The 14,019-nt window shown below is 66.5% G+C and carries 14 protein-coding genes and 1 other RNA gene; 1 reads left to right on the forward strand and 14 read right to left on the reverse strand.

Annotated elements, in window-relative coordinates:
- Positions 1–11 precede the first annotated feature (11 nt).
- Entirely contained in the window at positions 12–443 is a 432-nt protein-coding gene (locus H7V21_RS08115) for an RrF2 family transcriptional regulator (RefSeq protein WP_188053031.1), read from the reverse strand.
- A 47-nt stretch (positions 444–490) separates the two neighbouring features.
- Here H7V21_RS08115 and ssrA point away from each other — a divergent pair.
- Positions 491–838, forward strand: a transfer-messenger RNA (tmRNA) gene (ssrA, locus tag H7V21_RS08120).
- Positions 839–1,032: 194 nt separating this feature from the next.
- Here the strand turns inward: ssrA and H7V21_RS08125 are convergent.
- The 13 genes from H7V21_RS08125 to rimP all read right to left on the reverse strand — a co-directional run bounded on the left by H7V21_RS08125 (position 1,033) and on the right by rimP (position 13,614).
- A complete protein-coding gene (locus tag H7V21_RS08125; RefSeq protein WP_188053032.1) occupies positions 1,033–1,461 on the reverse strand; it encodes a hemerythrin domain-containing protein in 429 nt (142 codons plus the stop codon).
- Positions 1,462–1,612: 151 nt separating this feature from the next.
- Positions 1,613–3,934, reverse strand: a complete 2,322-nt coding sequence (gene pnp / locus H7V21_RS08130; RefSeq protein ID WP_188053033.1) for a polyribonucleotide nucleotidyltransferase — start codon at positions 3,932–3,934, stop codon at positions 1,613–1,615.
- Positions 3,935–4,174: 240 nt separating this feature from the next.
- The gene (rpsO, locus tag H7V21_RS08135) at positions 4,175–4,444 is read right to left on the reverse strand and encodes a 30S ribosomal protein S15 (RefSeq protein WP_188053034.1); all 270 of its coding nucleotides are present in this window, start codon (positions 4,442–4,444) and stop codon (positions 4,175–4,177) included.
- Positions 4,445–4,467: 23 nt separating this feature from the next.
- Positions 4,468–5,364, reverse strand: coding sequence for a tRNA pseudouridine(55) synthase TruB (gene truB, locus H7V21_RS08140; RefSeq protein WP_188053035.1), 897 nt, complete (start codon positions 5,362–5,364; stop codon positions 4,468–4,470).
- A 55-nt stretch (positions 5,365–5,419) separates the two neighbouring features.
- Complete coding sequence (locus H7V21_RS08145) at positions 5,420–5,794, reverse strand: hypothetical protein (protein ID WP_188053036.1); 375 nt, start codon at positions 5,792–5,794, stop codon at positions 5,420–5,422.
- A 9-nt stretch (positions 5,795–5,803) separates the two neighbouring features.
- Complete coding sequence (locus H7V21_RS08150) at positions 5,804–6,418, reverse strand: thymidine kinase (protein ID WP_188053037.1); 615 nt, start codon at positions 6,416–6,418, stop codon at positions 5,804–5,806.
- Positions 6,418–6,687, reverse strand: a complete 270-nt coding sequence (locus H7V21_RS08155; RefSeq protein WP_188053038.1) for a hypothetical protein — start codon at positions 6,685–6,687, stop codon at positions 6,418–6,420. The genes H7V21_RS08150 and H7V21_RS08155 overlap by 1 nt, the downstream gene beginning before the upstream one ends.
- 112 nt (positions 6,688–6,799) lie before the next feature.
- Positions 6,800–7,201: a 30S ribosome-binding factor RbfA gene (gene rbfA, locus H7V21_RS08160; protein WP_188053039.1), complete on the reverse strand. Its 402-nt coding sequence runs from the start codon at positions 7,199–7,201 to the stop codon at positions 6,800–6,802.
- Positions 7,198–7,872: a DUF6998 domain-containing protein gene (locus H7V21_RS08165; RefSeq protein ID WP_188053040.1), complete on the reverse strand. Its 675-nt coding sequence runs from the start codon at positions 7,870–7,872 to the stop codon at positions 7,198–7,200. Before H7V21_RS08165 ends, rbfA begins: the two co-directional genes overlap by 4 nt.
- A gap of 62 nt (positions 7,873–7,934) precedes the next feature.
- Positions 7,935–10,583 carry a translation initiation factor IF-2 gene (gene infB, locus H7V21_RS08170; protein ID WP_188053041.1) on the reverse strand — a complete coding sequence of 883 codons (2,649 nt, stop codon included), beginning with the start codon at positions 10,581–10,583 and terminating at the stop codon, positions 7,935–7,937.
- 8 nt (positions 10,584–10,591) lie between these two features.
- Positions 10,592–11,293, reverse strand: a complete 702-nt coding sequence (locus H7V21_RS08175; protein ID WP_188053042.1) for a DUF448 domain-containing protein — start codon at positions 11,291–11,293, stop codon at positions 10,592–10,594.
- Positions 11,294–11,413: 120 nt separating this feature from the next.
- Positions 11,414–13,069 (reverse strand): transcription termination factor NusA, encoded by a 1,656-nt coding sequence (nusA, locus tag H7V21_RS08180; RefSeq protein WP_188053043.1) that lies wholly within the window; start codon positions 13,067–13,069, stop codon positions 11,414–11,416.
- Between the two features lie 5 nt (positions 13,070–13,074).
- Entirely contained in the window at positions 13,075–13,614 is a 540-nt protein-coding gene (gene rimP / locus H7V21_RS08185; RefSeq protein ID WP_188053044.1) for a ribosome maturation protein RimP, read from the reverse strand.
- Positions 13,615–14,019: the final 405 nt, after the last annotated feature.

Consider the following 14,019-nt stretch of genomic DNA (forward strand, 5'->3'; position numbering starts at 1 on the left):
GCAACGCGCGCTCAGGCCGCTTTCAGATCCTCCGAACCGGCATCGGCCAGGCTGGTGCCGTCGAGGATGCGCGCGGTTTCGTCGCGCACGCGCGCCATCGCGTGGCGGATCGCGCAACTCGCCTCGTCGGCGCAGTCGGTGCAGGGCCGATAAGCGGTCCGGCTGACGCACGGCACCAGCGCCAGCGGCCCTTCGATCACGCGGATGATCTCGCCGAGCGACACCAGGTGAGTGGGCTTCGACAGGCAATAGCCGCCCAGCTTTCCGCGATGGCTGTGGACGAACCCGGCGTCGCGCAGATCGGCGAAAATCGCCTCGAGGAACTTGCGCGGCACGTTCGTCTCGGCGGCGATTCGGTTCATCGGGATCGGACGGCTTCCCACGGGCTGCTCTGCCAGGAAGAGCATCGCGCGAAGCGCGTACCGGGAACGCTGAGTCAACATGATGCTGGATTCGTGCCAAATCATTGTGGCGCGGTGATGGCGCTCCGGGGCTTTCAATTAATTCCCCGGGCCCTATATTGGAAGCTGCCGGGCTTGCCCGGCTATAGCGATAAACTGCGGCGTTCAATAGACGCAGCGGACCCGGGGGCAGTACCCGGCGGCTCCACCATAACCGGTGGTGTATCTGGACACCGTTTCTGACGGGGCCGAACCAGGATCGACGTGTGTTGAAAAGCGCTGTTTTCGCTCGGAATGGGACCACCGCGACGGCCCATACACACAAGTGCCAACGATAACGAAGCACTCGCTATTGCGGCGTAACCCCACGGCCTAACGGCCTAAGGTTATTCCAAAATGCGCGGTTGGACCGCACCGGGCAACAGAAGCGGATTCCAGCGGCTACCAGGGGGGCCGGGCAACAGAACCCCCTGGACCTTCCCCGACGCGCGACGCCCCGGCCGAAGCCCTTGCTCGGCTCCAGCAGCGGGGACGAAAGCGATGCCGGCCTTTCAGCCGGCCGCGTCCTCGGGATTTGCGCGATTTCGCTGCGACCCGCAGCTTGTCCGCCGTCGTGCTCGAGGAATGCGAGCTAGTCAGGATTCGAACGCTCCAGCATCGCCAGGGCCATGAGGAGCTCGCTCTCCAGCCGCACGCGATCGCGAAGGCGCGGCAGCATCGCGAGTGCCGATTGGTCGAATCCCGAGCGATCCGCCGCGATCGCGGTCGCGTCCCACGCGCGCGTGAAGCGCTGCCAATTCTCCTTGAGGACGCAGAACTCCTGTTCGGCACGCGCGATCCTGTCGCGCTGAGCGGCAGTGCCCGACCGCGCGGCCAGCGTTTCGAGGAGCGCACCCTCATGATCGAGGTGATCGCTCACGAGCTCCTTCAGATGGCGCAGCGCATCCGCGAGGACGTGCGGGTCCGCAGCGCGATCGCGCACGAGATTGCTCAGCCGACCGCTCAACATCTCGATCTCGTCATGCTCGCGCATGATCCGCGTATAGCTCGTTTCTGGCACGCGATACTCCTGGCGCGCCAGTTTAGGTCGATGCGCGCGCCGCACAAGCGGCATTCGCGCGATCTCGATCCGGATTGCTAGCGATCGTCCGGACGCAACAGAAAAGGGGCCCGGTCGCCCGAGCCCCTTTCGATCGAGATGATCGTGAGGATCAGCTCTCGGTGATGAAGGAGGGAAGGCCGATGTCCTCGCCGCCCTCGTCGTCGGACTTGCCGCTTTCCGAACGCTCGCGGCGCGGGCCGCGATCGCCCCGGTCGCGACCACCGCCGCCACCGCCGCGGCCGCCACGGCCGCCGTCGCGACGCCGGTCGCCGCGGTCGCCACGATCCGAACGCTCGCCCTTCTCGCGCGGCTCGCGCGCGGGACGGGTGTCCTCCAGCTCGGCGCCGGTCTCCTGATCGACGACGCGCATCGACAGGCGCACCTTGCCGCGCTGGTCGATCTCGAGAACCTTGACCTTCACTTCCTGCCCTTCGGACAGGACGTCGGACACCTTCTCGACGCGCTCGTTCTTGATCTCCGAGACATGGACCAGCCCGTCACGGCCGCCCATGAAGTTCACGAAGGCGCCGAAGTCGACCAGGTTCACCACCTTGCCGGTATAGACCTTGCCCACCTCTGGCTCCTCGACGATGCCGAGGATCCACTGCTTGGCGGCTTCGATCTGCGTCAGGTCGGACGAGCTGATCTTGATCACGCCCTCGTCGTCGATGTCCACCTTGGCGCCGGTCGAGGCGACGATCTCGCGGATGACCTTGCCGCCCGTGCCGATCACGTCGCGGATCTTCGACTTGTCGATCGTGATCGTCTCGATCCGCGGCGCGTGCGCCGACAGCTCGGTGCGGGTCTCGCCCAGCGCCTTGGCCATTTCGCCCAGGATATGGGCGCGGCCGTCCTTCGCCTGGTCGAGCGCGGTCTTCATGATCTCTTCGGTGATGCCGGCGATCTTGATATCCATCTGAAGGCTGGTGATGCCTTCGCTGGTGCCCGCCACCTTGAAGTCCATGTCGCCCAGATGATCCTCGTCGCCGAGGATGTCGGACAGGACCGCAAAGTCCTTGCCTTCGAGGATCAGGCCCATCGCGATGCCCGACACCGGCCGCTTGAGCGGCACGCCGGCGTCCATCATCGACAGCGATCCGCCGCACACCGTCGCCATCGACGACGAGCCGTTCGACTCGGTGATGTCGCTGGTGACGCGGATCGTATAGGGGAACTCTTCCTTCGTCGGCAGCACCGGACGCAGCGCGCGCCACGCCAGCTTGCCATGGCCGACTTCGCGACGGCCCGGCGCGCCGAAGCGGCCCACTTCGCCGACCGAATAGGGCGGGAAGTTATAGTGCAGCATGAAGTGCTGGTAGCTCAGGCCCGTCAGCCCATCGATCATCTGCTCGGAATCCTTGGTGCCGAGCGTGGTGGTGGCGATGGTCTGCGTCTCGCCGCGCGTGAACAGCGCCGAGCCGTGGGCGCGCGGCAGGAAGTGCACTTCGGCCTCGATCGGGCGCACCGTCTTGGTGTCGCGACCATCGATGCGGCGGCCATCCTTCAGGATCGCGCCACGGACGATCTCGGCTTCCAGCTTCTTGACGAGCTTGCCGGCGATCATCTGCTCCTGCGGATCGCGATCGGCGAAGGCTTCCTTCGCCTTGGCACGTGCCGCATTCAGCATGTCCGAACGGTCGGACTTGAGCGTGGTCTTGTAGGCAGCGGCGATATCGTCGCCGATCAGCTTCTTGAGCTCGGCCTTCATCGCCGACTGGTCGGCCTGCTCGGCAAGCTCCCAGGGCTCCTTGGCGGCCTGTTCGGCGAGGTCGATGATCGCGTTGATCACCTTCTGCATCTCGCGATGGCCGAACATCACGGCGCCGAGCATGACGTCCTCGGGCAGCTCATTGGCTTCCGATTCGACCATCATCACCGCATCGTGCGTGCCTGCGACCACCAGGTCGAGATCGCCCGCCTCGACATCGGCGTCGGTCGGGTTGAGCTGATATTCGCCGTCCTTGTAGCCGACGCGCGCGGCGCCGATCGGGCCGAGGAACGGCAGGCCCGACAGCGTGAGCGCGGCCGACGCGGCGACCATCGCCAGAATGTCGGGCTCGTTCTCACCGTCATAGCTCATCACCTGCGCGATGCAGTTGATCTCGTTGTAGAATCCCTCGGGGAACAGCGGGCGGATCGGACGGTCGATCAGGCGGGAGACCAGAGTCTCCTTCTCGGTCGCGCCGCGCTCGCGCTTGAAGAAGCCGCCCGGGATCCGACCGGCGGACGAGAACTTCTCCTGATAATGCACGGTGAGCGGGAAGAAGTCCTGCCCTTCCTTCACCTTCTTGGCGGCGGTCACTGCGCACAGCACCACCGTTTCGCCGAGCGTCGCCACCACGGCGCCGTCGGCCTGACGGGCAACCTTGCCCGTTTCGAGCGTGAGGGTCTTTCCGCCCCACTCGATTTCCACTTTCTTCGCGTTGAACATGTGCTTTCCTTTTCACCGGACGCCCTATGCGCCCGGGGCAGCTAGCGAGCCCTTGTGGCTCATGCGGTGTCCCCCAACCCGTTCGGGTTGGGCCTGTCGAAGCCCCGTTCCTCTTTCTGCGTCCGAAGAATTGCAGCCCCGCGACAAAATCGGGGCGAACGGAGGAGACTTGGTCGGCGGTGAGCCGGATTGCTCATCGGCCGATAAAGAAACGGCCCCCGAGCGGGGGCCGTTCCTGAATTACTTGCGAAGGCCGAGCTTCGCGATGAGATCCTGATAGCGCGCTGCGTCCTTCTTCTTGAGATAGTCGAGAAGGCTGCGGCGCTTGTTGACCAGCATCAGCAGGCCGCGGCGCGAATGATTGTCCTTGGCGTGCGTCTTGAAGTGCTCGGTCAGGTTGGCGATACGTTCGGTGAGGATCGCGACCTGCACTTCGGGGCTGCCGGTGTCGCCGTTCGCACGGCCGTGTTCCTTGACGAGCGCGTCCTTGCGCTCCTGCGTGATCGACATGTCTTTTCCTTCGACATCGTGGCTTACAGATTGAAGCCGCGGACGACCCGGATCATTCCGGCCTGAACCTCGGCGAGCGCGACCGGAACCTCGTCCAGCATCGCAAACACCAGTCCGTCGTCGGCGGTTGCCCCGGTCACTTGCAGCCCCGCGCGGAGCTGCCCTGCCTGACCGGGCGTGAGGGATAGAGCCGGGATGTCGTCCAGCCCCGCCCTCAACGGCAGAAGCACTGTTTCAAGGCGCCGCTCCTTAGCGGCATCGGCCAATTTGTCCAGCGAAATCGCCTGATCGAGGCCGAACGGCCCGGCCTTCACGCGGCGCAGCATGGTGACATGGCCGACCGTCCCCAGTGCGCGTGCGATATCGCGAGCAAGGCTGCGGATATAGGTGCCCTTCGAGACATGCGCGGTGAGCGTCGCCGATTCTAGCGGTCCGCCCGCTTCGGTCGAGGAGGCGAGGTCCAGCGCGTGCACCGTCACGCTTCGGGTCGCAAGTGCTACCTCCTCGCCCGCCCGTGCCAGATCATAGGCGCGCGCGCCTTCGACCTTGAGTGCGGAATAGGCCGGAGGCACCTGTTCGATCGGCCCCGTGAAGCGAGCCAGCACCGCTGCGAGCGCATCCTGCGTCGGCCGTTCGTCACTCTGCACGACCGGCTTGCCTTCGAGGTCGAGCGTATCGGTCTCGACTCCGAAGCCGATGGTGAAGTCATAGATTTTGTCGCTGTCGAGCATCCGCCCGGCGAGCTTGGTCGCTTCGCCGATCGCCACCGGCAGAACGCCGCTCGCGAGCGGGTCGAGCGTTCCGCCATGTCCCACCTTGCGCTTCGGCGCGCCCGCATCGCGCAGCGCGCGTTTGACCGCGCTCACCGCCTGGGTGGAGCCGGGCCCCACCGGCTTGTCGAGAATGATCCAACCGTTCATCGCAGCGCCTTAAGCGGGGCGACGCCCCAACCCAAGGCCTGAAGCAGTGCCGCGATCAGCCGTCCGCGCGCATCTGCTCCGGCGGCAGGCTCGTCTTGATGCTCTCGACACCGCAGACGAGGTCCGGATTGCGCGCCGAGGAAATCCGCGAGAAGCGGTCGAGCGCGCCACCGGGGCCGGTCGTATAGACCATCGGCTCGAAGCTCGTGTTGTCGAGGCAGGGCCCGGTCAGCGTCACTTCGTACCAGCGCAGGTTACGCGCCTGCAGATAGACGATGTTGCTGTCCTCGGGGCCGCGCCGCCAATCGCGAATCCCGCCGTTGGCGGCAAAGCTGATCTGCGTTTCGACTCCGATAGGCCGGGTTTGGGAGGCCTCCTGCGCCGGCAGCGGCGCAGTGGCGGCGAGGAGTGTGAGAAGGGTCGTCAGCATGGCCTGCTCCTAGCACGTCGTGCATGAACCTTGGCTGAGCGGCGCGGTTCCCGCCAGCGCCGCAGTGAAGTGGCGACGGCACAGCGCGACATAGCGCTCGTTTCCGCCGATCTCGGTCTGCGCGCCCTCGGCCACCGGCTTGCCCGCCGCGTCGACTCGCAGGTTCATGATCGCCTTGCGCCCGCAGGTGCAGACCGATTTGATCTCGATGAGCGCGTCGGCGATCGCCAGCAGCCGCGCCGATCCCGGAAACAATTGCCCGCGGAAATCGGTGCGCAGGCCATAGGCGAGCACGGGCACGTCGCATTCGTCGCACAGCCCGGCGAGCTGATCGACCTGCTCCTCGGTGAGGAACTGCGCCTCGTCGATCAGCACGCAGGCGACCGGCCCGGCGCGCTGCTCGCGCTCCACCAGCGCGCGCAGGTCGGTCGCCGCGTCGAAGGGAGTCGCCTCCGCCTCCAGTCCGATCCGCGATCCGATTGCGCCCGGACCGCTCCGATCGTCGATCGCTGCCGTGAACAGCATCGTCCGCATGCCGCGCTCGCGATAGTTGAAGTCGGCCTGCAGCAGCGTGGTCGACTTCCCCGCGTTCATGCTGGCGTAGTAGAAATAGAGCTTGGCCATCAGGCGACTGGGTCGACAGGGCTCGACGGAGCCGGGTCCGCTCCAACCGGCACCAGCCGGGGCTTGAGCAGGAGCCATGACGCGGCAAGCAGGGTGATCGCGATCGTCAGCAGAAGCACCAGTGTGGCGCCCGCCCCCTCCACGCGCGACTGCGCCGACCAGAACAGCAGGAGTGCGGTAAGGCCGATCCACAGATTCTTCGGGACGACAAGGCTGGCGTCACAGCTCCGGCAGGCAAAAGGCGTTCCGAGCCCCCACTGCGTTTTCACGAACGGGATGATCGTGCCACACCGGGGGCATGCCGGGCCCATTGCCATCACATCATTCCTGCCGCTCGAATTCTGCCGCGCCGCGGCACGTCGGCCGAGACGGTTGCCAAGGCTAATCCTCGGTCGCGTCCCCGTCCAGATCGCGCGCGACGCGCGGGTTGCGCAGCAGCGCGTCGATCCGGCTGCCCTCGTCGAAGCTCTCGTCGGCCAGGAATTTCAGCTTCGCGGCATATTTGGTGTTCACCCGCCGCGCAACTTCGCCCTGCAGATAGGCGGTGTTGGTGCGCAGCGCCTTCAGCACCGCCTCCTCATGCTGGCCGAGCAGCGGCTTCACGAACACCGTCGCATGCTTGAGATCGGGCGACATCCGCACCTCGGTGATCGAGACCATGTGCTTCGCCAACGTCTCGTCGTGCACGTCGCCGCGCTGGAGAATGTCCGACAACACATGCCGCACCTGCTCGCCGACGCGCAGCAGGCGGACCGAGCGGTCTTCGTTGGGGTCGCTTTTCATTGGTGTCTACTGCCGATTGCCTTGATGATGGCGGCGCCCAATTGCCGTGTGTTTCGCGGCCGGCCGGAGCCGTTCAGAAGATCGACGCCAAGCTGAGCGGCGAGTTCACGCAGCACAGGTTTGGCGACGTCGACCCGGTTGCCGTGGCGCAGTACGCCAATTGAGCCGCTTTCAAATTGTTGGACGGTGTACCCCCCAAAACTCTCGGCAGCTTCAATGGACTGGGCGTCGAGCGGGCGGGTTGACTTCCGACGCGACGCGATCGGAAAATCGATCGAACCATTCGACAAGCGCCTCAGATGTCCATCGAAGTCTGCTCGACCGATGTCCAGTAATGTCTCGACCGATACACCCTCGTCGTCGTCAACATTTATCCGCAGGACCATTATGCGGTCAGCCAATTCTAATGTGTTCGTATTGAACCGCGCCTGCACGCTCGTAGTAACGGTCTTCACGGAGATACGCTCTCCCTCGGCGCTCACGACATCATAGCCGCGCTGATTGGTGGTGGTCGCCATTTGGCCGCGCGTTATCATCGCGGCATACAGCTCACCAATTCGCCCGGTGAGGTGGTTGAGTTCACCCGGAGCGACGCCCCATTCCAGCTCTTTCTCAAACCAGCTTAACGCTTCGCCCAAAGACTGAATAATCTGAATTTGCGTAAGAGGCATGGCGAAGTGAATCCTGCTGTACGTGAAGAGCCCTCCGCCAACTACCGGCGGAGGGCCTCTGCTTACAGCGTGCGTTCGCGCATCTCGACTTCGAACGTCTCCAGATAGTCGCCCGGCTTGATGTCGGTGAAGTTCTGGCTGAACGTCACACCGCATTCCAGGCCCGCCCGCACTTCGGCGACATCATCCTTGAAGCGGCGCAGCGATGCGATCTCGCCCTGATAGATGATGACGTCGTCGCGCGTGATGCGTGCCTTGAGCGCCTTGCGGATGACGCCCTCGGTGACGAGCAGACCCGCCGCCTTGCCGTGCTTGCCCGCCGAGAAGACTTCCTTGATCTCGGCGCGGCCGACCACCGTCTCGAAGGCCTCGGGGCCCAGCTCGCCGGCCATCCCCGCGCGGATGTCGTCGGTCAGGTCATAGATGACGTCGTAGTATTTCAGCGCCACCTTGTTCCGCTCGGCGATCTCGCGTGCCTTGGCGTTGGCGCGCACGTTGAAGCCGATGATCGGCGCGCCGCTGGCCGCGGCCAGCGTCACGTCGCTCTCGGTGATGCCGCCGACGCCCGAGTGCAGGATCCGCACCCGGATCTCGTCGGTCGAGATCTTGTTGAGCGAGCCGATGATCGCCTCGACGGTGCCCTGGGTGTCGCCCTTGACCACCAGCGGATATTCGATCGCCTGCTTGTCCTTGAGCGCCGAGAACATGCTCTCGAGGCTCGCCGGCGCCTGCGTCGTGCGCTTCTGCTGGATGACGCCCTGGCGGTATTCGGCGACTTCGCGCGCACGCGCCTCGCTCTCCACGACCTGCAGCGGATCGCCCGCCATCGGCACCCCCGACAGGCCGAGCACTTCGACCGGCATCGCCGGACCGGCTTCCTTGACCTGGCGGCCCTTGTCATCGACCAGCGCGCGCACCTTGCCGCTTTCGGCGCCGACGACGAACACGTCGCCCACCTTCAGCGTGCCGCGGCTGACGAGGATCGTCGCGACCGGGCCGCGGCCCTTGTCGAGCTTGGCCTCGACCACCGTTCCCTCGGCGTCGCGGGCGGGGTTCGCCCGCAGCTCGAGCAGCTCGGCCTGGAGCTGGATCTTGTCGATCAGATCGTCGAGCCCGGTCTTCTTGAGCGCCGACACCTCGACGTCCTGCGTCTCGCCGCCCATCGCCTCGACCTGGACGTCGTGCTCGAGCAGCCGCTCGCGGATGCGCTGCGGATTGGCCTCGGGCTTGTCGACCTTGTTGATCGCCACGATCATCGGCACGCCGGCCGCCTTGGTGTGATTGATCGCCTCGATCGTCTGCGGCATCAGCCCGTCGTCGGCGGCGACCACCAGCACGACGATGTCGGTCACGTTCGCGCCGCGCGCGCGCATGTCCGAAAACGCCTCGTGGCCCGGCGTGTCGAGGAAAGTGATCTTCGACTTGTCCTTCTGGGTCACCTGATAGGCGCCGATGTGCTGGGTGATGCCACCGGCCTCGCCCTGCACCACATCGGTGCCGCGCATCGCGTCGAGCAGGCTCGTCTTGCCGTGATCGACATGGCCCATGATCGTGACCACCGGCGGCCGCGGCTGCAGCGCCTCCTCGGGATCCTCGGCGGCATCGAGCTGAAGGTCGATGTCGCTTTCCGACACGCGCCGGAAATTATGGCCGAATTCGCCGACGAGCAGCTCGGCGGTGTCCTGGTCGATCGTCTGGTTGACGGTCACCGGCATGCCCATCTTGAACAGCGCCTTCACCAGGTCGGCGCCCTTCTCGGCCATGCGGTTGGCGAGTTCCTGCACGGTGATCGCGTCGGGCACCTGCACGTCGCGCACCTGCTTCTCGCGCGGCTGGCTCGAGCCGCTGCGATGCGCGCGCTTTTCCTTCTCGCGGGCGCGCTTGAGCGCTGCGAGGCTGCGCGCACGCGCGCCATCGCCGTCGCCCAGGGCGCGGTTGACGGTGAGCTTGCCCGACTGGCGGCGATCGTCGCCGCCCTTGCGATCGCGGCTCGGCTTGCTCGCCGGGGCCTCGGAACGCTTCGGCGCCGCCGGAGCACGCGCCGCGGCCGGCTCGGGCTTGGGTTCGGGGCGCGGGATTTCGGGCCGCTGGACCGGCGTGAACCGGCGCGGTGCGGGACGCGTGGGGTCGAGCTCCAGCGCGCGGTTCGCTTCCGCGGGGGCAGGAGTCGGCGCGGCAGGCGCAGGCTCGGGCACTTCGGGCTCCGGCGCACGCGCTTCCGGCTCGGCCCGTTCGGGCGCCTGCGCGGCGGCCTTGGCGGCCTCTTCCTCGGCCTTGCGGTTTTCCTCGGCGCGGCGGCGCTCCTCCTCGGAGGCCTCGGCCTTCTCGCGCTCCTCGCGACGGCGCGCTTCCTCGAGCGCGGCCATGCGCGCTTCCTCGGCCTCGCGCAGCAGCTTCGCCTGAAGCTCCTGGCGCGAAAGCAGGCTGTCGCCCGACGAACGCGGCGCAGGCGCGGGTGTCCGCGCCGCGGCCTTCTCCGGCTGCGGCGGCGCCTTGGCCTCCGGTTCGGGCGCCGGCGTCGGCGCCTGCTGCTGAGCCGCGCCTTCCTCGCCCGGACGGCCGAGAACACGCCGGCGCTTCACTTCCACGACGACGGTGTTCGAGCGGCCATGGCTGAAGCTCTGCTTCACCTTGCCCGTCTCCACCGTGCGCTTCAGTCCCAGCGGCGCGCGCGTGCCCAGTTTCGGCTTTTCCTTGTCCGTGTCGCTCATGCGTGTACTCAAAATCCTTCGTTCGTCTCGGTCGTTCGCGTCGCAGGCGATCCCAACGGCGCACTGTCCTGCGATTTAGGTTCGCAAGGCGAATCTGCGCGATCGGGTCCGATAAAGTGCAGCCAGCGGGCAAGCAAATCGCGCACCCGCTTTGCCGCCTGGGCGTCGGTCAGGCCGGCATGTACCACATTTTCGCGGCCGAGGGCCAAGGACAATATGGTACGATCGACCGGCAATGTTAAGCCCTTGAGGCCGGAGCCTTCGCGGTCGCTGCCCACCCGCCATGCCTGGGCGAGCTTGGCCGCGCCGTCCGCGCTCGCGTCCGCGGCATGGAGCAGCAGCGCGAGCTTGCCTTGCCGCGCCGCCTTGTCGATCCGCTCGCCCCCGGTCACCAGCGCGCCAGAGCGCGCTTCGAGCCCCAGCCGCTCGAGCGTCGCGCGCCGCAGCGCCGCGTCGATGCGGTCGGCCAGATCGTCGGGCAGGCGGAACTCGCCGGTCTTGAACGCGCGGGCCAGCGCGCCGCGAAGGCGTCCCTTGGCGGTCGCCGCCTCGAGCTCTTCCCGGCTCACGCCGATCCAAGCACCGCGCCCGGGCGCCTTGGCATGGACGTCGGGCAGCACGTCGCCCTCGGGCGAGAGCGCGAGACGGATCAGCCCGTCGCGCGGCGCTTCCTCGCGCGAGAGGATGCAGGTGCGCATGGGATCGCTCATCGCGCGCCTCCCGCCGGCATGCCGCGGGGCAGGTCGTGCGCCGCAACCGGGCGCACGCCAGGCACCGGCCCCGGCGCGAGGCCGGGGCGGCGATCAACGCTGTCGGTTAGCGCAAGCCAATCATTGTTCGGATTCCGCAACAGCGTCCTCCCCGCCCGTGTCCGGCTCCAGCTCGACGCTCGAGTCGGTCAGCGGCGCTTCCTCGTCGGCGAACCAGTGCGCGCGCGCGGCCATGATGATCTCGTTGCCCTGCTCGTCGGTCAGTCCATACTCGCCGAGCACCCCGCCCTTGTCCTCGCTGCGGTTCGACGCGGCCTGATCGCTGCGCCGGCGCGGCTCGGCGCGCTTCTTCTGGACCAGTTCGTCGGTGGCGAGATCGGCCAGGTCGTCGAGCGTCTTGATGCCCGCCTTGCCCAACGTCACCAGCATCGCCTCGGTGAGATAGGGGATGGTCGTCAGATCGTCCGACACGCCCAGCGCGCGGCGTTCCTCGCGGTTCGCCTCCTCGCGGCGTTCGAGCGCTTCCTGCGCACGGCTCTGCAGCTCCTGCGCCAGATCGTCGTCGAAGCCTTCGATCATCGCCAGCTCGTCGAGCTCGACATAGGCGACTTCCTCCAGCGCGCCGAAGCCTTCGGCGACCAACAGCTGCGCCAGCGTCTCGTCGACGTCGAGCTCGTTCTGGAACATCTCGGAATTCTGGACGAATTCCTTCTGGCGCTTCTCGCTCGCGTCCTGCTCGGTCAGGATGTCGATCGCCTTGGCGGTCAGCTGGCTGGCGAGGCGCACATTCTGGCCGCGGCGGCCGATCGCCAGCGAAAGCTGGTCGTCGGGCACCACCACTTCGATGCGGTCCTCTTCCTCGTCGATCACCACGCGGCTGACGTTCGCCGGCTGAAGCGCGTTCACCACGAAGGTCGCGGTGTCGGGCGACCAGGGGATGATGTCGATCTTCTCGCCCTGCATCTCCTGCACCACCGCCTGCACGCGGCTGCCCTTCATGCCGACGCAGGCACCGACCGGATCGATGCTGCTGTCGTGCGAAATCACGCCGATCTTGGCGCGGCTGCCCGGATCGCGCGCGGCCGCCTTGATCTCGATGATGCCGTCGTAGATCTCGGGCACTTCCTGCGCGAACAGCTTCTTCATGAAGTCGGGGTGCGCGCGGCTCAGGAAAATCTGCGGCCCGCGGTTCTCGCGGCGCACGTTGAGGATGATCGAGCGGACGCGGTCGCCCACGCGCACCACTTCGCGCGGGATCTGCGCGTCGCGGCGGATCACGCCCTCGGCGCGGCCCAGATCGACCACGACATGGCCGAACTCGACTCGCTTCACCACGCCGGTGATGATCTCGCCGACGCGGTCCTTGAACTCTTCATACTGGCGCTCGCGCTCGGCATCGCGGACCTTCTGGAAGATGATCTGCTTGGAAGCCTGCGCCTGGATGCGGCCGAATTCGATCGGGGGCAGCGGATCGACGATATAGTCGCCCACCTTGGCGTCCTTCTGGAGCTTCTGCGCGCCCTTGAGGTCGACCTGCTTGAAATAATCGTCGACCACTTCGACCACTTCGACCACGCGCCACAGGCGCAGGTCGCCGGTGTTGGGGTCGAGCTTGGCGCGGATGTCGTTCTCGACGCCATAGCGGTTCTTGGCGGCGCGCTGGATCGCGTCCTCCATCGCCTCGATGACGATGGCCTTGTCGATCAGCTTCTCACGCGCCACCGCATCGGCGATGGCGATCAGCTCGGCCTTGTTGGCGGAAACGGCAGTGGCCATTGCGACTATCCTTCTACCACGATCTTGTCTGCGCCCTCGGGCGACAGCGGTTGGGTTGCTTCGATCAATGCGTCGGTCATGACGAGCTTGGCGTCGGCGATGTCCTCGAACGCCACGTCCATGACCTTGAAATTGCGGACGTCGATGACGACGCGCCCTTCGTCGAGGCCCTGGAGCACGCCGTTCAGCTGCTTGCGGCCGTCGATCTTCTCGATCAGCGTGACTCGCGCCTCATGCCCCTTCCACTGCTGGAAGTCCTTGCGGCGCGTGAGCGGCCGGTCGATCCCCGGCGAGCTGACTTCGAGCCGATAGGCATGGTCGATCGGATCGCGGCCATCGGCCTCCAGCGCGTCGAGCTGGGCGGAGATGCGGCGCGAGAGCTCGGCGCAATCGTCGATGGTGAGCTGGCCCGTGTCGGGCCGCTCGGCCATCACCTGCAGCGTCGGGTCGGACGTGCCGCCGAACATGCGCACGCGCACCAGTTCGAAGCCGAGCGCCTTGGCTTCGGCTTCGATCAGATCGGTCAGTGCGGCGATGTCCGCCATTCGGTCTCCAGGATGCAAGTCTACGGCGCCGGAGCCCTGCGGCCCCGACCTCGCCAGTGTCACCAATGTCGAGAAGTGCCCTGCATATAGGCGAAACCGCGCGGCCCGGCAAGAGCCGGCGAGCACCTCCGCGCCCCTTCCGGCGCAGCGGGCGCCAGACCCCGGAGCATTTTCCCCTGTCCTACACCATCGTGGTTGCGATAGCCTCCCCGCCGATGCCGCTTCGCACTCTGCCACCGGCGCCGCCGCGCCATCGTGCCGCCTCGCGTGCGTATGCGCGCGTGGGAGCGCGCGTGCGCGCTGAGGTGCGACTTTTGTGCGACCTTCGGCGGAAAACCGCGAGTTCGCAACCAGCCGCGCCGCGCCGCGTTGCACCTTCATTCCACGCCCTTGGGGAGATCTGAT

It is taken from the genome of Sphingosinithalassobacter sp. CS137, from assembly GCF_014334115.1.
GTDB lineage: Bacteria > Pseudomonadota > Alphaproteobacteria > Sphingomonadales > Sphingomonadaceae > Sphingomonas.

What these genes read in the sequence shown, in the direction of transcription:
- H7V21_RS08115 (WP_188053031.1), bottom strand. Translation starts at nt 443, where the DNA reads ATGTTGACTCAGCGTTCCCGGTACGCGCTTCGCGCGATGCTCTTCCTG.
- pnp (WP_188053033.1), bottom strand. Translation starts at nt 3,934, where the DNA reads ATGTTCAACGCGAAGAAAGTGGAAATCGAGTGGGGCGGAAAGACCCTC.
- rpsO (WP_188053034.1), bottom strand. Translation starts at nt 4,444, where the DNA reads ATGTCGATCACGCAGGAGCGCAAGGACGCGCTCGTCAAGGAACACGGC.
- truB (WP_188053035.1), bottom strand. Translation starts at nt 5,364, where the DNA reads ATGAACGGTTGGATCATTCTCGACAAGCCGGTGGGGCCCGGCTCCACC.
- H7V21_RS08145 (WP_188053036.1), bottom strand. Translation starts at nt 5,794, where the DNA reads ATGCTGACGACCCTTCTCACACTCCTCGCCGCCACTGCGCCGCTGCCG.
- H7V21_RS08150 (WP_188053037.1), bottom strand. Translation starts at nt 6,418, where the DNA reads ATGGCCAAGCTCTATTTCTACTACGCCAGCATGAACGCGGGGAAGTCG.
- rbfA (WP_188053039.1), bottom strand. Translation starts at nt 7,201, where the DNA reads ATGAAAAGCGACCCCAACGAAGACCGCTCGGTCCGCCTGCTGCGCGTC.
- H7V21_RS08165 (WP_188053040.1), bottom strand. Translation starts at nt 7,872, where the DNA reads ATGCCTCTTACGCAAATTCAGATTATTCAGTCTTTGGGCGAAGCGTTA.
- infB (WP_188053041.1), bottom strand. Translation starts at nt 10,583, where the DNA reads ATGAGCGACACGGACAAGGAAAAGCCGAAACTGGGCACGCGCGCGCCG.
- H7V21_RS08175 (WP_188053042.1), bottom strand. Translation starts at nt 11,293, where the DNA reads ATGAGCGATCCCATGCGCACCTGCATCCTCTCGCGCGAGGAAGCGCCG.
- nusA (WP_188053043.1), bottom strand. Translation starts at nt 13,069, where the DNA reads ATGGCCACTGCCGTTTCCGCCAACAAGGCCGAGCTGATCGCCATCGCC.
- rimP (WP_188053044.1), bottom strand. Translation starts at nt 13,614, where the DNA reads ATGGCGGACATCGCCGCACTGACCGATCTGATCGAAGCCGAAGCCAAG.